We start from the raw sequence: 17415 nt of genomic DNA on the forward strand, positions 1-17415 counted from the left end.
CTGTTTTAGTATAGGTTAAAGGATCGCCCGGGAAAAGAGAGAAATGTCTTGCCTTTAAGGGCCCGAAATTTTAAATTCTATAAGAGTACATTCCGGATGGCATCAGCTTGCCCGCTCCAGAGAACAAGTACTGTTATCAGGAACACATAGAGGTATGCCATGTCAGATAATGAGATCATCGTAGCGGAGAAGGCCTTGCCGGAAAAACTGTTTATTGTCCCCCTTTTGGGTAAGCCGATTTTTCCAGGGATCTTTACACCCATCATGATCACGTCCAATGAAGATATTGAAATTGTGAATCAGGCAATGGAAAATGATAAAGTCATCGGTCTGATCTTACTCAAAGAAGAAGATGAATCAGCCACAGGTCCCGACGATATATTCCAGATAGGAACAGCCGCCAAAATCGTCAAGAAAATCAATCTTCCCGATGGTGGAGTGAATATATTCATTTCAACGGTGAAGCGGTTTAAAATCAGGAAGTTCTTTACCAGCGAAGCTCCTCTGATTGCGGCAGTAGACTATCTGAATGACATCATCGGAAAAGAACAGAAGGATGAGTTAAAAGCCCTGACACGTTCGGTCATCTCTGAGATGAAACATATATCCGAAGACAATCCTCTCTTTTCAGAAGAAATGCGCCTGAATATGGTCAATATCGATAATCCCGGCAAGATTGCCGACTTTATAACTTCCATCCTGAATATAGACAGGGTGCAGCAGCAGCAGATTCTTGAAGAGCTGGATGTACGGGCCCGAATGGAAAAGGTTCTTGTTTTTATCAAAAAGGAACAAGACCTTCTGCGGATTCAGAAAAAGATTGCCAGCCAGATCAACGAAAAGATTGAAAAAAGCCAGAGAGAATACTTCCTGAGAGAAGAGATCAAGGCCATTAAAAAAGAACTGGGTGAACCGGTAGATTCAAAATCCAGTGAGTACATCAAGTTCAAGGATGTGGTGGACAAACTTAATTTTGAAGGTGAGATCAAGGAGCAGGTAGAGCGGGAACTGGAAAAGTTTGCCCTCATGGACCCCTCCTCTTCCGAATATATTGTGACACGGAACTATCTTGAAACAATCGTCAACCTTCCCTGGAAGGAACCCAAGCCCGATGTGATCGACATGATCAAAGGAGAAAGAATTCTCAACCATGACCATTACGGTCTGGACGATGTCAAAGAAAGGATTCTCGAATACCTGGCTGTCCGTAAGCTGAAAAATGACTCCAAAGGCTCCATCATCATTCTGGTGGGACCTCCGGGAGTTGGAAAAACCTCCATTGGTAAATCCGTGGCCCGTGCTCTGGGCAGGAAGTTTTTCCGCTTTTCAGTGGGAGGCATGAGGGATGAGGCCGAGATCAAGGGTCACCGGAGAACATATGTGGGCGCCATGCCCGGCAAAATCATACAGGGTCTCAAAATTGTCAAGAACAAAGCTCCCGTGTTTATGATCGATGAGATTGATAAACTGGGTCAGTCCTATCAGGGGGACCCATCTTCCGCCCTGCTGGAAGTATTGGACCCGGAACAGAACATAGCCTTCAGGGATCACTACCTGGATCTTCCTTTTGACCTGTCCCATATACTGTTCATCGCCACGGCAAACACCCTGGACAGCATCCCACGTCCCCTGCTGGACAGAATGGAAATCATCAGGCTCTCGGGATATATCACCGATGAAAAGATCGAGATTGCCAAAAAGTATCTGATTCCCAAGTCTTTGAAAAAGCACGGACTCATCAAGGGACAAATCAGCTACAACAAGACAGCCCTGAGGAGCATTATTGATGGATACGCCCGGGAAGCCGGAGTCAGAACCCTTGAGAAATGCATTGATAAAATAAACAGAAAGGCGGCCAGGAAAATCGTAATGGGGGCCGAAGAGCTTCCTATTAAAGTTGCCAGAGATAAACTGGAAAGCTATCTGAAACAGCCCTTCTTCCGGGATGACGAGATCAAACAGATCAGCCTTCCGGGAATGACCCTGGGCTTAGCCTGGACCAGCATGGGCGGCGACACCCTCATCATCGAAGCCATCAATGTCCCCGGAAAGGGAGGTCTCCAGCTGACCGGCCAGATGGGGGATGTGATGAAGGAATCTGCGGCCATTGCCTTCAGCCGTGTGAAGCAGATTGCCAGCATATATGGGGTTAAGCAGGAGTTTTTTGACAAGAATATAATTCATCTTCATATTCCCGAGGGAGCCACACCCAAAGACGGACCCTCTGCGGGAATCACCATGGCCACGGCCATCCTGTCACTGGCCATGGCTAAGGTAATAAAGAAAAACCTGGCCATGACGGGTGAACTGTCTCTGACAGGAAAAGTGCTGCCCATCGGCGGGCTGAAAGAAAAAACCATTGCCGCCCAGCGGAATAAGGTGAAGGACATCATCATCCCCAAACCCAACGAGCGGGACCTGGACGAGATTCCCGAATACATCCGCAAAGGAATCACCTTTCACCCTGTAGAAACACTGAAGGACGTTCTTGATCTCGTTTTTTAAGGAATCAGAGAATTATAAAAGCTCTTTCAGCTCTTTGTTCACAGTCATGACAGAAAACTGGGTAGGATCAAAGTCTCCTACCCAGGAGAAATCTTCCTTCAGATCCTGAGAAGCAGAAGGATTCAATGATGCCAGGAGCATCCTGAACCCCTCGGGTCCACCACAGTCTTCGGGTGGACAGGCTCCCTCTCCTGCCAGGCATTCCAGCACATAGCCGGTTTGCTCCTTCTCAGGAGATTCCACTTTTTCCACAATGATCTTGTGATACCAGGACTCGGCGAGATCATAATAATAGTGCAGCAAATCATCCTCTTCTTCCAGAAGGCTCAGCAAGAGGCATTCTTCCTCGGGCAGAACGGGCTGGTCTTCGCTGCCGGGATGCCCCCAGAATTGCCCGGCCTGTTCAAACCGGTGGTTGTACAGGTCCCACCAACCCATGGATTTTTGCAGGACCGCATGAAATTGAGCCAGAGTCATCTGGCCGGAAACCCGAATACGCCGCCACACAGTTCCAGGCAGATCAGAGAGTGTTATTTTCAGTGTCAGAATAGAATCTGACCTTACATGCTCATGAGAAACGGGAGGATGAAGAATTTCGTCAATCCTCTCCATGATTCGGATCAGGACTTCTTCGCTCTGCTGTATCAGGAAGTCCAGCTCTCCCAGAGATTCGGGATTCTCTTCAGAGGGATGGTTCACACGATTCAGAAGATTCTGAACAAATTGAAGCAGTTCATCCATTTCACGCAGAACTTCCAGGATTCCTTTCTGCTCATTCTGCTCCTTCTCCTGAAGGAAGTCGTTCAACTGCATCCAGCGGTCAAAAAGAGTCAAAAGCCGTAATCTTAAGGGGGCGACAATTTCGTCGTCATCGCGATCAAACTGGGCCTTCTGGAGCTTAAAGAGATCAAAAATCAGCTGCTCAAATAAGAGTGGTGCATTTTCTCCGGGAGGAACCGATCCCGCCAGAGTGTAGATTCTCGTGGTGAGATCAGCATAACCTTCTCCACGACCGGCTAGATCCTCCCTGATGAGGGCTTCTACAAGGGGATGGGCAAAGGGAAGATCCATGGCTTTTAAATATCCGTTCAATTGATCCAGTTTTTCATCGTCCATAAAGATACTCCTTGACAGCTGAGGCAATCACTTCTGCCGATCACACAAGCGATCGGATCAGTAAAAAATGGCTTGTGTTTTAACAGCGCTACAATATACACTGTAGTTCTTTTTAAACACAATCCAAGGAAACAAGCTTATGCCTTTTATCATATTCATTCTCCTCTTTTTTCTCCTTCTTTTCATCCGTTATTTTAAGCTGAATGGAAAAGATTCCCCGACCACAGCAGCTCCCCGGGAGAATCACTCTGCTGGATTTCCTGAAAAGCTGTCCACCCTCATTCAGATTCCAACTGTTTCCTGGACAGATCAGGACAAAGTTGATACGAATCTTCTGGTCAAATTTCAGGATGAACTGGTCAGACTGTTCCCTCTTGTTCATAAACATCTGGAACGGGAGGTTCCCGATCCCTATGGGATTGTCTATCAGTGGACCGGGACCCATCCGGAGGAAGAACCGATCCTCTTTCTGGCCCACTACGATGTCGTCCCGGCGGAGGAACAGGGGGATGAAAACTGGCAGAAATCTCCCTTTGGCGGAATCATCGAAAAGGAGATACTCTGGGGCAGGGGAACCCTGGATATCAAGTCTCAGCTGGCCTTTCTGATGGAAACGGCGGAAACACTGCTCCAGGAAGGATTCAGCCCCCGACGCACCCTCTATTTTGCCTTTGGGGGAGATGAAGAGATTTCCGGAGCCAGGGGTGCTCAGAAACTGGCAATGAAATTCAAAGAGAGGGGATTGAGATTCGCCATGATCATGGATGAGGGAGGAGTCATTGCCCGGAATATGCTGAGTTTTCTGGGAGACAAACCGGCAGCCCTTATTGGTCTGGCGGAAAAGGGATATGTCACCTTTAAAATCACCGCAAAGGGAGAAAGCGGCCACTCCTCCATGCCTCCTGCAGCCGGTACGGTCATAGCCACTCTGGCCAGAGGAATTACAAGGATAGGAGACAGGCGTCACCCTTCCCTTCTCACTCCCCAGATTAGAGGGATGCTTGAGGGATTTGTCCCCTGGGTCTCTCTTCCTCTGGGACTCGTCTTTGCCAATATCTGGTTCTTCAACCCCCTCATCCGGCTGATCTTTTCCGGCAGCAGGAGTACGGACAGCCTGATCAGAACAACCCAGGCTGTAACTGTAGTCCAAGGGGGAGAGCAGGAAAACATCATTCCCGGAGAGGCCGGCTGCCTGGTAAATCACCGGATTCTGCCTGGAAATACAATTGAATCCATCAAAAAAAGGTATATGAGAAAACTCAAAGGTCTGAACCTCACCATGGAAGATGCAGGCAACTGGCCCTCGAACAACCCGATTGAACCGGAAAAAGGAGAAAATCGGGGGTTTAACTGGATCAGGGAAGCCCTCCAGGAAAGCCATCCCGAGGCTGTGGCCGTTCCCTTCCTGGTCAACGGTTCAACCGACTCCAAGTACTACAAGGATCTGACAGGTCAGATCGTCCGCTTTACCCCCCTGATTCTGAATCAGGAAGATATCAACTCCATTCATGGAGTCAATGAAAAGGTTAGTCTTGAAAATCTGGAGAGAGGCCTCCAATTTTACCGATCTCTCTTTGTAAAATTATAGAATGACACAACCCTAAGGAAACATGCCATGAGCAACCAAGACAAAGATGAATCTATGCTGAAAATAGGGCTGAAACCCTTCCTTACCGCCTTCGGGATACTCTTTATCCTGATCATGGTATCGGGATTCCTTACCCGCTGGATTCCAGCCGGAAACTATGAACGCATCCTGGAAGAGGGACGGCTGAAAGTCGTAGCCGATTCCTTCGCCTATGTTGAATCTGCCGGTTATCCCGTCTGGCGCTGGTTTACCGCACCGGTCGAGGTCATCTGGGGGGACAACTGGCTGATGGTCCTCGTCCTCTCCCTGTTTATGGTCTTTCTGGGCGGCTCTTTTACGGTTCTCGAAAAAGGCGGTGTCATGCAGGAGCTCCTCGCAGGAACGGTGCGCCGTTTCAAAGACCGCAAATATGTCTTCATGGCCATTATAATCTTTGTCATGATGTTTCTGGCCGCTTTTGTCGGGGTCTATGAAGGACTGGTCCCTCTCATCGTCATCATTGTCCCCCTGGCTCTGGCACTGGGATGGGATTCTCTCACCGGCCTGGGAATGAGTCTTCTGGCCCTGAGCTTTGGGTTTGCCGCAGCCGTCACCAATCCCTTTACCATAGCGGTGGCCCAGAAACTGTCGGGCCTCCCCCTCTTTTCGGGAGCCTGGTTCAGAATTCTATTCTTTATTGCCGTCTACATTATCTGTTTCCTCTCCGTCAGGGGTTATGCCAAAAAGATTGACAAAAACCCGAAATCGTCTGCGGTGTATGAGGCGGACAAGGTTCTAAAGGAACGGTTTTCACTTGAAAAGGTACTTCAGGCAGGCAACGAAGCCAGTCCGGCCAAGGTCAAGGCGGCTCTGTTTTTCGGCATCTGTCTGGGAGTGGCCATCGTTTTTATGATTCTTGCCGGAATCATTCCCGGGATACCCTCGGACGCAGCCTTCCCGACAGTCGCCCTCCTCTTTCTTATCGGAGGAACCGGAGCGGGCATCATTGTGGGCTATAAGGGAATGGAACTCCTGAGGATTCTGATCTCGGGAGCCATGAACATGATGCCGGGGATCGTCCTGATTCTCATGGCCATGAGCGTTCCTCACATCATGACCCGGGGACAGGTCATGGATACCATCCTCTATCATGCCAGCGAAATGATCAGCGGAACCAATCCCTACATCGCGGCATTCTATATCTATGTGCTCACCCTCTTTCTGAACTTCTTCATCAGCAGCGCCTCTGCCAAGGCCTTTCTTGTCATGCCTATCATCGCCCCCCTGGCCGACCTGGTGGGACTGACCCGTCAGACAGCGGTGTTTGCCTTTGATATGGGAGACGGATTTTCGAATATGATCTTTCCGACCAATGCCCTGCTGCTCATCGGCCTCAGTTTCACCGTTGTCAGTTATCCCCAATGGATAAGATGGACCTGGAAGATGCAATTGGCCATTGCCGGTATTTCTATGGTCTTTCTGATGGGTGCTGTAGCCATAGGGTTTGGACCGTTTTAAAATGGAATTTCAGGAAGTGACTGTTAATGACCTGATGCAAAAGGGATATAGCTATCTCTTAACAGAACCGGAGGGACAAAACTTTCATCCTGATTTTAAGCCGGAACTCACCCCGAAAGAAATGCTGTCCCTGGGTGTCTTCGGGGGGAAATATATGACCGACTGCAGGAGTGAGTTTCCCTCAGACTGGTTTGAGAAGGCAAGACTCTCCCCGGGTGGTCATCTCCCCCAGCTCAATTACTTTGCTGTCAACGCCTCCCAAAGCCTGAAGATCTGGCAGTCAAAAGGCTGGATCTATCCGGAAGATCCAAGGGGCTGGTTTCAATGGTACTGCCGTTACTATCGGGGAAGAAGAATCGGTGATGATGACCGCCAGATAAAACGCTGGCGCCTCATTACCCGGCATGCCGCCCAAATCCGGAAAAACTGTGCCTATCGGGACCTCTCCTGCCGGCCGAAACAAAGGCAGGCTTTGATGAATTGGGCCTATGACAGCAGAAGATTCTAACAGATTATCTTTTATTCAAGACACCCCTTTCCTCAAATCCCGCAGGGGAGCCGGAAATGGTCCTCAGACCTCCTTCACTATTTTTGAAATCAATCACTATATCCGAGTTCACACTCTCCTTAATCACCTGGCTCATGGCCCCTTTTGCGGGAGCCTTGAGAGAACCGCCCTCTTTGCCCTCCACCCGGCAGCTTAGGGACTCCTTCCCGTCAGTCAATGTGAAACTACCTTTCCCGATCCCCTGAAAATCCAGGGATGAAATCCGCCAGCGGTTCCATGTACCAAAGACTCTTGTCTGTCCTCGATTATGAAAAAACCCCAAAAACCCGGTAAAGCAGATGGGTCCCAGAGGAATCAGGGCCACAGCCAGCATAAAAGAAGTATCGGGTTCATCAAAATTATTGCACTGAAGCCAGATATAGGACGAGGGGAAATTCCACCCCCAGTCTTTCTCTATATACCCCAGGCCCTCTGTAAAATCGATCTTTTGCTGATTAAACAGGAGTTCTCCCTTGATAAAATGATTCATCGACAGAACATCGTGCCGGCATTCCATACCCGGAATATAAGAAAACCAACCCATAATTCCGGGGTTTGAGAATGATCGGGGAAAGGAAAGGGACTGCTCATATTGAAGATCTCCCGAAACCTGCAGATCCTTCTCATCAATCCTGATACGGCAGCCCTCCTGTGAGAACAGGGAATCTCCCAGTCTGATGGAAAAATGTTTCCGGTCGGCCTCAAAGGATTCCAGGGGGTAGCTGCAATACCAGGTTTGACCGCTGATTCCATCGATGACCTGAATAAAGCAATGATTTCCCTCCCGGGACAGGGAAACACCCGGAATAAATGAAAGGACCCGGGATTTGTCAGAACTGACATGTTTGAGGTACCAGCCCTCAAAATAGAATTTTCTTTTAAACTTCCCCTGGAAAGGGGCTGGATTTAGAAATGATTTCATGATCTTCAACCTTGATGTAAAATTATGCTCATTTAGAGGAAACAATTTCCTACATTCCCGTAGCATTTACCGGTTTTTCCTTTTAGACTGAGTGCAAACATTGATTAACTATCTTCAGCATATACAAAAAATACCATATGATTTTAAAATTAACGCAAAAAAAATATTATATAATGGATAGATTATGAAACTTAGAACACAATTACTTCTCAATACCTTTTTCGTGATAATCCTGTTTATCCTCTCCTATGCAGTCATCATCATTGAATTACAAAAGGTTCAGAAACTTCAGTCTCTTTCCGAATCTGCTATCAGACTGCAAATTGCAGGCCGAGACTTCCATATCAGTACCAACCAGGTTTTTATGGAACGGAATGAGTTTTCCATACTGATCAAGAACTGGAAAGAAAAATCAAATCAATTTGAACTCACCCTGAAAGACCTGATCAATCAGAGTGCCCGAATAAACCTCCCCGATGAAATCATTTCGTCTCTGGATTCCCTGTCCAACAGTGCTTCTGCTCAAAAGGCATACAGGGACCCCTTTGAAGAATCCACCCGCATGATACTCGAAGATTCGAAGCTTTCCTCTAAAGTTCAATTCAGTGGTCTCCACGGATACTTCCTAAGCCGCAGCCCTGATGAAGATCCAGGGTGGCAGCTTCTCCTTGGAGATTTGGAAAAGAATGTGGAAAATGTATACAAAGGCTACAGCACTCTGAACAACAGCCTGACAAACCTTACAAACCGTCTGGATTCCTATCAGTCAGAATTAATTCAGCGTGATGCCCTGTTTCTTTTTCTCATGATTCTTCTTATTACATCATTCAGTATCATCTATGTCATCCTTTTCAGTCAGAAGCTTTCACAGAATTTCACTCACCTGGAAGCCACAATGAAACACCTGGCGGATAGAGACCTCACAATTTCTACCGATTTAAAAGGCAGCCGGGAAGTGGTGGCATTGGGATCTCATATCAATGGAGTAGCAGAATCCTTTAAAAGTTTCATTCAGGAAGTCAACCAGGTTTCTGATCAGACCATCTGCCTCCAGGACACACTGGCTGCGGGAACAGCCGAAACCCTGGCGGCCCTGCAGCAGATCACAAAAACCATTGATGTTCTGGAAAAGACAATTGCCACGATGGAAGGGGATACAGACAAGACAGAAGAATCGGTGCATTCCATCTCCCTTCAGATACAGCATCTGAACGAAAACATTAACAATCAATACACCCTGATCCAGTCAAACTTGAGCGCTAATGAGCAAATATCCGCCTCCGTGATCAGCATCAGCAGGCTGGCGGAACAGGGAAATGAAAAGTCCTCCGTCATGGTTGGAAAGCTTATTGAGGGAGAAGATCTGGTCGAGTCCTCTCACAACATTATCATGAAGGTCTCAAATACAATCCAGGAAGTCATGGCCGTGACAGGGATCATCAACGAAATTTCTGATCAAACCAATATTCTCTCTATGAATGCCTCCATTGAATCGGCCCATGCCGGAGAAGCGGGAAAGGGTTTTGCAGTAGTGGCGGAAGAAATCCGGAATCTGGCTGAATCGACCTCTGAAAACTCCCATCAGATTGACGAAACCCTGAAAAAAGTCTCCCTCCAGATAGACGAAGCACTCAAGGCAAGTACAGAGAGTTATAAATCCGTAGGGTACCTGAAGGAAGGCCTCACAGATCTGTCGGGATCTCTGATTGAAATTAATCAAGGCATGAGCGAATTATCGGCAGCCAGCAGAGAAATTGTTCATTCATCACAGACCCTGAATTCTATCACCGTCAGCATCAGTGATTCGTCTCAGCAGATTCAGGGTAAGGCGGATGACATCGGGAATGCCGTATCTACCATGAAAAGCGGAACGGAAAATGTATCTCACAGCATCAGAGAGATTGGTGACGGAAGCCGTGAAATCACAAAAACAATGATTGATGTTCATAAGGTCAGCGAAGAAAACAAAGAAGGGTTGAGCCGTCTGAATGACGTCGTTCACAGCTTCAAAATCAATGACCCGGCCCCCCAGGAATGCGTAGAAAACGAAGCATTTATGGAACTGGACACAGAATCCTGAGTCTGGAAGAACCCACTTGAACAATGGGGGAAATTGGGTTAACCTAGTTCAACATTTATGGTTAACACAACAAAGATTGAGATACTGAATCAACTGAAAGACTCAACCCTGTGGCACTCGGGCGAACAGATCAGCCGGGAAATGGGAATCAGCCGTGTGGCTGTGTGGAAACAGATCAAGTCACTCAGCGAGCAGGGTTATCCCATTGAATCCAGCCCCAGGGGATATCGAATAATCCAGGAGAAGGACACTTTGTCCGCCCTGGAATTCAAACCGGATTCAGGCATTCTCTACTATGACGAGCTGAACTCAACCATGAATGAAGCGCAGCTTCAGATCATCCGTCAGCCCGGGGAAGTCAAAAACTTTCTGATTTTGGCAGATCATCAATCCGGCGGGGTCGGCAGGGATCAACAGAGCTGGGACTCCCCCAGCGGTGGAATCTACCTGACCTTTGTTACCAGGAATGTTTTTGACAGGAAGGAAGTTCCCCTTATGAAAAAGCGGGGGATTCTCACAGTCCTGAAGACCCTGGCAGAACTGAAGATACCGGATCTCAGCTATTCCCCTGCGGGAGATCTGTTTTTGGGGAAGAAAAAAGGAGCCGGTGTACTGGAAGAATACCAGGTCAGAGGGAACAAGGTTCAATGGTTTGCCCTGGGACTGGGGCTTCACCTCAATGACAGCCCGGAAAAGACAGACACCATGACCTCGGTTCTGAAACACTCGGGAAAGATCTTTCACCGAGCCGACATTGTCCGTATATTGAAAAAGAACTGGGAATCATCCCTGACACTGAAGGCCGCCAGGGTGGAAGAACAACTGGGAGACTATCCGCAGAGGCACTCTCCAGTCGAATAATCACCAAGCTATAGGAGACTTAAATGTCAAAACAATTAATAAGAAGGACGGTCCTCACAGCTGTTTTTACGGCTCTTATCGCCGCCAGTTCTCTCTTCGTCCTTCCCGTCGGGCCGGTACCAGTGGTCATGACGACCCTCTTCGTGGTTCTCAGTGGAATGCTCGGAGGTCCCTGGATCGGTTTGTCCAGTGTTATTACCTACCTCCTTCTGGGTATCATCGGTCTTCCTGTATTTGCAGGCGGTACCGCCGGTCTCGCCAAGGTGATGGGGCCAACAGGTGGTTTTCTCATCGGTTATATCCTGGCAGCTCTGGCAGGAGGATTACTCTTTCATCCAAAAGAAGGCGGCTCCAGAGGGATGACAATGGTTCTGGCTGCCCTGTCGGCATTGATTGCGGGGGCCCTTATTTATGTTCCAGGTCTGCCCTGGCTCAAATACAGCCTCTCCATGGACTGGGCGACAGCGATAAAGGCGGGACTCCTTCCCTTTATTCCCGGATTTTTGATCAAGACCGCTGCAGCAACAGCACTGGCATTCTCCATGAAAGACAGATTCCGTGATTTTCTGAAATCCGGAGAAGAAGAATAATTTGCTTGAAGTCAAAGGACTGAACCGGAGCTATGGCTCCGCCGGGAAAGTACTGAACAATATTAACCTCCGATTTCAAGACGGAAGTTTTACTATTATTGCCGGACCCAACGGCTCCGGGAAGACTCAATTGATGAGGCATCTGAATGGACTCCTCAAACCCCAATCCGGTCAGATCCTGCTGGATGAAACAGACATACAGAAGAATCTGATGGAAGTCAGGCGGCAGATCGGCCTGGTATTTCAGAATGCAGACAGCCAGATTGTCGGGCAGACAGTCGCCTCGGATATTGCCTTTGGTCCGGAAAACCTCAGGTGGTCCCGGGAGAAGATCAACCTGAAGGTCGAAAAAATACTCCAGGAATTATCCATCACAGAATTGAAGAATAGAAGACCCCACACCCTCTCAGGAGGAGAAAAAAGACGCTGTGTCCTGGCGGCCGTTCTCGTCATGGATCCAAGGATCATCGTATTGGATGAACCCTTTACCGGTTTGGACCGTCAGGGTGTTGAAGATGTCCTGAAGGACATAACCCGTCTTCACAGGGAAGGTAAGACCATCATACTCATCACTCATGATCTTGAAAAATCCCTGGCCCATTGTGACAGACTGATCCTGATGGACCGGGGATGTATTCAGAAAGAAGGTCCTCCCGGGGATCTGCTTTCTGAACTCGAGAATTTCGGGATCAGAAAGCCCTGGGGTCCTGATAGAAGCATTGAGAGTATGACTTGGCTGAGGTCATGATTTTTCATTTCAACCCGGGAGAATCCCCGCTCCACAGAACAGATGTCAGGGTCAAACTAATCGGCATGATCAGCCTCAGTCTCCTTCTGCTGTCGGTGAGTGTATTCAGACTTGTATCTTTACTCCCCTTTTTGCTGACTCTTCATATTTCTATCCGGAAAGAAAGCGGAAAGACTGAGATATCCCCCCTATTGATGATCATGCCGTTGATTATTTTTACAGGGAATTTCCTGTCACTGGGATCTACCGGCAGAGGACTCCTGTTCTTTGCTCTCGAAACCGCCCTGTTGCGAACATTTCGCTTTGTATTCATCCTCTGGATGGCCCATCTTTTCACGATCTCGACGGACCCCATGACCATAACACCGGCGTTATACGGTTTTCTCAAGTACATCCCCCTCCTGCCTGCCGCAAGGCTCAGCACCCAGATGGGCCTGTCCCTCACCCTGATACCTCTGATGCTGGATGAAATGACCGAAATCCGGGATGCCATGAGATCCAGATGCGGGTGGAGTCCCCTGCGGCCCTTGAAGAATATTTTTCATATGGGTCTTCCTCTGCTGGACGGGGTCCTGGCAAAAGCCGAGTCACTGTCGGATGCCATGGAATCCAGACTGTATAACGAAGAGGCAACAGAACCTGAGGGACTCTCTAATTCTTCCACCCTGGTTCATACATTGATTCTTTTTGTCCTGATTCTTTTCATACTATTAACAGAGAGATTGATAAAAGCAGATTACGGTCTTATACGGTTTTACTGATTAACAGACCCTGGACCTTGCATTAAATCCTACATATATGTATGATCGTCTTTATGTCAGAAGAAGCCCTCAACTCAAAGCATTACAGAAGAAAAATCAAAGAATTAACTCTCCTATTCGAAATCAGTCAGATCCTGGATCAGGATATGAATCTGAAAGAGGTCATCACTCCCCTCCTGGAACCACTGGCCGAGAATATCGGCATGGAAAGGGGAACCATTACCCTGCTGAACCGTAAAACCGGAAAGATCTCCATTGAAGCCGCCTATGGACTCTCGGATGAAGAGAAAACAAAGGGCAACTACAAAATCGGAGAGGGTGTCACAGGGAAGGTTGTCCAATCCGGACAGCCCATGATCATACCGGATATTAAATCAGAACCGTCCTTCCTGGACAGAACCGGTGCCAGAAAAAGTAAAAGCAGAAAAACATCCTTCATCTGTGTCCCCATTAAAAGCGGAAACGAAGTGATCGGAGCCTTCAGCGTCGATAGACCCAATCTGGATTCATCCATGGATCTGGAAGAGGATGTCCAGCTACTAACCATTGTTGCCAGTATGATTGCCAGAGCCGTCAAGCTGAGGCAGCACTCTGAAGAGGAAAAGCAGAAACTTCTGGAAGAGAACACACGCCTTCAAAATGAACTGAAAGACCGTTTCCAGCCGGATAATATGATTGGTAACTCCCAGGCCATGCAGGAGGTCTTCGACCTGATCGCCCAGGTTTCAAAAAGCGAAGCTACTGTCATGATCAGGGGTGAAAGCGGCACCGGGAAGGAATTGGTTGCCCATGCCATCCACTACAACAGCCTCCGGGCGGAGAAACCTTTTATCAAGGTGAACTGCGCCGCTCTGCCGGAGAGTGTCATAGAAAGTGAACTCTTCGGACATGAGAAAGGAGCCTTTACAGGAGCCTTTGCGACCCGAAAAGGCCGCTTTGAAATGGCTGATGGGGGAACCATCTTTCTAGATGAAATTGGGGATATCTCAGCCATGACCCAGATCAAACTTCTCCGAGTCCTACAGGAACGAGAAATAGAACGAGTCGGCGGCACCCAGACAATAAAAATCAATGTCCGCATTATCGCAGCTACCAACCGGAACCTGGAAAAAGAAATTTTAACAGGAACCTTCCGGGAAGACCTCTATTACAGACTCAATGTGTTCCCCATTCACATACCGCCCTTGAGGGAGAGAAAAACAGATCTGATGCTGCTGGGCGACTTTTTTACCGAAAAATATAGTCAGAAAAACCGAAAACAGGTGAAAAGGATCTCCAGTTCAGCCATCGATCTTTTAATGAGCTACCATTGGCCGGGGAATGTCAGGGAACTTGAAAACTGTATTGAACGAGCCGTGCTCCTCAGTACGGATCAGGTCATCCATGCCTATCATCTCCCCCCCAGCCTGCAATCAGCCGAGTCTTCAGATACAGACCTGCACACCACATTGCTCCAGTCTGTAGAGAATCTTGAAAAGGAGCTCATTAAAGAAGCCTTGAAATCCAACCGGGGCAATATGGCCAAAGCCGCCAGAAAGCTTGATATTACCGAAAGAATCATGGGACTGCGGGTGAAAAGATATGATATCGATTACCGGAAATATCGCACAAATATGTAGGATCGAAACATTATAGTTACATTTTCGTAACATCGCACAACCCTTTTATTTTATGATTAAAGAGATCTCCCGGGAGATCTCTTTTTTTTGAATCTTTTATATTCTTCCATTCAATAGAATTATTTTATTTTTTTCAGAAGACACCCCATGTTGGCACAAGTCCTGCAATAGAGATTGTCAGAACACAAAACAGGAGAGGTATCCTAAATGAAAAAGAACAGGAAGATTCTAATCTTCACAATTCTGGCATTATTACTCAGCGTCAGCGTCCATGCTGATGAACTTACAGACACCCTGGATCTTTATTCAGCAGCATTTGACGCCATCTGGCTTCTCATTAGCGGGGCATTGGTATTCTTTATGCAGGCTGGATTCGCCATGGTTGAAACAGGGCTTACAAGAGCCAAAAACGCAGGCAATATCATCATGAAAAACCTGATGGACTTTTCTGCAGGTGCCATTCTTTACTGGGCCGTCGGTTGGGGACTCATGTATGGAGAGTCTTTTAACGGGCTTTTTGGAACTTCAGACTTTTTTCTAGCCAGCGGCGATACAATGAACTGGTTCTTTCAGGTTGTGTTTGCAGCAACAGCCGCCACCATTGTTTCCGGAGCCATGGCAGAAAGAACAAAGTTTTCTTCCTACCTGATCTACAGTGTTGTCATATCCGGTTTGATTTACCCCATATCAGGTCACTGGATATGGAACGGCGGCTGGTTAAGTGCCATGGGTTTTCATGACTTTGCCGGTTCAACCGTAGTTCACTCAGTTGGTGCCTGGGCAGCTCTGATGGGTGCCATCACCCTCGGTCCAAGAATCGGAAAATATGTCAAGGTAGACGGAAAGATCAGTGTCAAAGCCATCATGGGTCACAACATGCCCCTGGCAGCCCTGGGTGTTTTCATCCTGTGGTTCGGCTGGTACGGTTTCAATGCAGGATCTACCCTGTCCGGTACCGATTTGAGCATGACAGATGTAGCCGTAACAACGACCCTTTCTGCAGCAGCTGGTGCCATCACAGCGATGTTTACAACCTGGATCATCAGCGGCAAACCCGATGTATCCATGTCACTCAATGGTGCTCTGGCTGGACTGGTTGGTATTACTGCCCCCTGTTGGGTTGTCAGCCCCGGTGCTGCAATAATCATAGGTCTGGTTTCCGGTATACTGGTAGTCGCATCTGTTGAGTTTATCGACAAGAAACTGCACATTGACGATCCTGTCGGTGCCATTTCCGTACACGGTGTATGCGGTGCGTGGGGAACCCTGGCAGTTGGTATCTTCGGAGACATCGAAATGATCGGTTCCGGACTGACCAGGGGCGGACAAATCGGTGTACAGGCTCTTGGTGTGGTAGCCGTATTCCTATGGGTTACCATTACTTCAGGACTTCTGTTCTTCATTATTAAAAAGACTATAGGCTTGAGAGTCAGTGCTGAAGAGGAATTGAAGGGATTGGATATAGCAGAACACGGAACCGAATCCTATGCGGGATTCCAGATTTTCCAGAATATCTAAAGCTAAGGACAGGAGGCCATACATATGAAATTGATAGTCGCATATATTCAGCCTGAAAAACTGAATGCAGTAAAACAGGAATTATTCAAAGATGAAATCCACAAGATTTCAGTGACAAACGCCATGGGATGCGGGCAGCAGATGGGTTACACTGAAACCTACCGTGGTGTCGATATGGAAGTGAACCTGCTCAAAAAGGTCCGTATTGAAATCGCAGTAACAACTGCCTTCGTACAGCCCACAATTGATGCCATCATCCGTGGTGCCAGAACAGGAGAGATCGGCGATGGAAAGATTTTTATCCTTCCCATCGAAGAAGCCATCCGTATCAGAAGCGGAGAAAAAGGGGACGCCGCCATCGGCTGATCCCAGCTCTATCCTTTGATTTAACACCAGACCCGGCTGACCGCCGGGTCTTTTTATTTGTAAACTGATATTAGATTATGCAATTCGGATAACACATAGAAATGCTGTTATTATGAAATTCATTATAATGGACTACGTACCCTGATCTGCCTCATTTGCGCTACATGGAGATATACCATTGTCGTCTGCACATTACTGTGGCCCAGAAGTTCTTTAATACTTTTCACATCCACTCCAGCCTCCAGAAGATGGGTTGCTAAGGAATGGCGCAGGCAGTGGCATGTTATGCGTCCTGAAAGACCTGCTTTTAAGACAGCATAGGATTGTTTTACAGTAGCCGGATGTTGCTCCCACCGTATCAGAAAATCCAGGATTCTTTTTCCAGGTTCAATGTCAGAATGCTTCCTGGAATAATCTATATAGAGTTCCAATATCCTAGTATAACTCTTAATAGTCCTGGGACTGTAATTTCTTATCTTCATTGCCGTTACAAACTGATTGACCAGCGAATGTTCATTACTCATAGGCTAACACTCCCTGGCTGTTATTACGCAATTCCTTAATCCAGGAATTCAAACACAAGCTTTGACTTCAGCCCCAGGAACTGATAACATCAATAATAAAACGAAATTCACATAAAAGAAGTTAGATGCAATACACCGAAAAACATTATTCAAAAAAGGGGACAGTTTAAATG

At 47.6% G+C, this 17415-nt stretch carries 15 protein-coding genes; 12 read left to right on the forward strand and 3 right to left on the reverse strand.

All coding sequences use genetic code 11. The annotated features are described in order from the left end of the window. Positions 1-159 precede the first annotated feature (159 nt). Complete coding sequence (lon, locus tag PF479_RS05170) at positions 160-2505, forward strand: endopeptidase La (RefSeq protein ID WP_298003068.1); 2346 nt, start codon at positions 160-162, stop codon at positions 2503-2505. 12 nt (positions 2506-2517) lie between these two features. Here lon and PF479_RS05175 read toward each other — a convergent pair whose 3' ends face one another. Beyond that, on the reverse strand, positions 2518-3621 hold the full coding sequence (locus PF479_RS05175) for a plasmid pRiA4b ORF-3 family protein (RefSeq protein WP_298003071.1): 1104 nt from the start codon (positions 3619-3621) through the stop codon (positions 2518-2520). Positions 3622-3760: 139 nt separating this feature from the next. Here PF479_RS05175 and PF479_RS05180 point away from each other — a divergent pair, with 139 nt between their 5' ends. From PF479_RS05180 to PF479_RS05190, 3 genes are read left to right on the forward strand one after another with little or no spacing between them, the layout of a single operon-like run. Next, complete coding sequence (locus PF479_RS05180) at positions 3761-5209, forward strand: M20/M25/M40 family metallo-hydrolase (RefSeq protein WP_298003072.1); 1449 nt, start codon at positions 3761-3763, stop codon at positions 5207-5209. A 27-nt stretch (positions 5210-5236) separates the two neighbouring features. After that, on the forward strand, positions 5237-6706 hold the full coding sequence (locus tag PF479_RS05185) for a Na+/H+ antiporter NhaC family protein (RefSeq protein ID WP_298003074.1): 1470 nt from the start codon (positions 5237-5239) through the stop codon (positions 6704-6706). Position 6707: 1 nt separating this feature from the next. After that, positions 6708-7214, forward strand: coding sequence for a hypothetical protein (locus PF479_RS05190; RefSeq protein WP_298003076.1), 507 nt, complete (start codon positions 6708-6710; stop codon positions 7212-7214). A 4-nt stretch (positions 7215-7218) separates the two neighbouring features. On the opposite strand, the gene PF479_RS05195 is transcribed toward PF479_RS05190, so the two are convergent. Next, the gene (locus PF479_RS05195; protein WP_298003079.1) at positions 7219-8175 is read right to left on the reverse strand and encodes a tocopherol cyclase family protein; all 957 of its coding nucleotides are present in this window, start codon (positions 8173-8175) and stop codon (positions 7219-7221) included. A gap of 184 nt (positions 8176-8359) precedes the next feature. On the opposite strand from PF479_RS05195, the gene PF479_RS05200 reads away from it, so the two are divergent. The 8 genes from PF479_RS05200 to PF479_RS05235 all read left to right on the forward strand — a co-directional run bounded on the left by PF479_RS05200 (position 8360) and on the right by PF479_RS05235 (position 16718). Beyond that, positions 8360-10255, forward strand: coding sequence for a methyl-accepting chemotaxis protein (locus tag PF479_RS05200; RefSeq protein ID WP_298003081.1), 1896 nt, complete (start codon positions 8360-8362; stop codon positions 10253-10255). A 57-nt stretch (positions 10256-10312) separates the two neighbouring features. Beyond that, entirely contained in the window at positions 10313-11116 is an 804-nt protein-coding gene (locus PF479_RS05205; protein ID WP_298003084.1) for an HTH domain-containing protein, read from the forward strand. 23 nt (positions 11117-11139) lie between these two features. Further along, positions 11140-11706, forward strand: coding sequence for a biotin transporter BioY (locus tag PF479_RS05210; protein ID WP_298003086.1), 567 nt, complete (start codon positions 11140-11142; stop codon positions 11704-11706). Between the two features lies 1 nt (position 11707). Then, positions 11708-12454, forward strand: a complete 747-nt coding sequence (locus PF479_RS05215; RefSeq protein WP_298003089.1) for an energy-coupling factor ABC transporter ATP-binding protein — start codon at positions 11708-11710, stop codon at positions 12452-12454. Then, a complete protein-coding gene (locus PF479_RS05220; RefSeq protein ID WP_298003091.1) occupies positions 12439-13215 on the forward strand; it encodes an energy-coupling factor transporter transmembrane protein EcfT in 777 nt (258 codons plus the stop codon). The genes PF479_RS05215 and PF479_RS05220 overlap by 16 nt, the downstream gene beginning before the upstream one ends. A 53-nt stretch (positions 13216-13268) precedes the next feature. Further along, complete coding sequence (nifA, locus tag PF479_RS05225; RefSeq protein WP_298003094.1) at positions 13269-14834, forward strand: nif-specific transcriptional activator NifA; 1566 nt, start codon at positions 13269-13271, stop codon at positions 14832-14834. Between the two features lie 207 nt (positions 14835-15041). Further along, positions 15042-16352, forward strand: coding sequence for an ammonium transporter (locus PF479_RS05230; RefSeq protein WP_298003097.1), 1311 nt, complete (start codon positions 15042-15044; stop codon positions 16350-16352). 24 nt (positions 16353-16376) lie between these two features. Then, entirely contained in the window at positions 16377-16718 is a 342-nt protein-coding gene (locus PF479_RS05235) for a P-II family nitrogen regulator (RefSeq protein ID WP_298003101.1), read from the forward strand. 122 nt (positions 16719-16840) lie between these two features. On the opposite strand, the gene PF479_RS05240 is transcribed toward PF479_RS05235, so the two are convergent. Beyond that, on the reverse strand, positions 16841-17242 hold the full coding sequence (locus PF479_RS05240) for a tyrosine-type recombinase/integrase (RefSeq protein ID WP_298003104.1): 402 nt from the start codon (positions 17240-17242) through the stop codon (positions 16841-16843). Positions 17243-17415: the final 173 nt, after the last annotated feature.

It is taken from the genome of Oceanispirochaeta sp., assembly GCF_027859075.1.
Taxonomy (GTDB): domain Bacteria; phylum Spirochaetota; class Spirochaetia; order DSM-2461; family DSM-2461; genus Oceanispirochaeta.

What these genes read in the sequence shown, in the direction of transcription:
- lon (WP_298003068.1), top strand. Translation starts at nt 160, where the DNA reads ATGTCAGATAATGAGATCATCGTAGCGGAGAAGGCCTTGCCGGAAAAA.
- PF479_RS05175 (WP_298003071.1), bottom strand. Translation starts at nt 3,621, where the DNA reads ATGGACGATGAAAAACTGGATCAATTGAACGGATATTTAAAAGCCATG.
- PF479_RS05180 (WP_298003072.1), top strand. Translation starts at nt 3,761, where the DNA reads ATGCCTTTTATCATATTCATTCTCCTCTTTTTTCTCCTTCTTTTCATC.
- PF479_RS05185 (WP_298003074.1), top strand. Translation starts at nt 5,237, where the DNA reads ATGAGCAACCAAGACAAAGATGAATCTATGCTGAAAATAGGGCTGAAA.
- PF479_RS05190 (WP_298003076.1), top strand. Translation starts at nt 6,708, where the DNA reads ATGGAATTTCAGGAAGTGACTGTTAATGACCTGATGCAAAAGGGATAT.
- PF479_RS05195 (WP_298003079.1), bottom strand. Translation starts at nt 8,175, where the DNA reads ATGAAATCATTTCTAAATCCAGCCCCTTTCCAGGGGAAGTTTAAAAGA.
- PF479_RS05200 (WP_298003081.1), top strand. Translation starts at nt 8,360, where the DNA reads ATGAAACTTAGAACACAATTACTTCTCAATACCTTTTTCGTGATAATC.
- PF479_RS05205 (WP_298003084.1), top strand. Translation starts at nt 10,313, where the DNA reads ATGGTTAACACAACAAAGATTGAGATACTGAATCAACTGAAAGACTCA.
- PF479_RS05210 (WP_298003086.1), top strand. Translation starts at nt 11,140, where the DNA reads ATGTCAAAACAATTAATAAGAAGGACGGTCCTCACAGCTGTTTTTACG.
- nifA (WP_298003094.1), top strand. Translation starts at nt 13,269, where the DNA reads ATGTCAGAAGAAGCCCTCAACTCAAAGCATTACAGAAGAAAAATCAAA.
- PF479_RS05230 (WP_298003097.1), top strand. Translation starts at nt 15,042, where the DNA reads ATGAAAAAGAACAGGAAGATTCTAATCTTCACAATTCTGGCATTATTA.
- PF479_RS05235 (WP_298003101.1), top strand. Translation starts at nt 16,377, where the DNA reads ATGAAATTGATAGTCGCATATATTCAGCCTGAAAAACTGAATGCAGTA.
- PF479_RS05240 (WP_298003104.1), bottom strand. Translation starts at nt 17,242, where the DNA reads ATGAGTAATGAACATTCGCTGGTCAATCAGTTTGTAACGGCAATGAAG.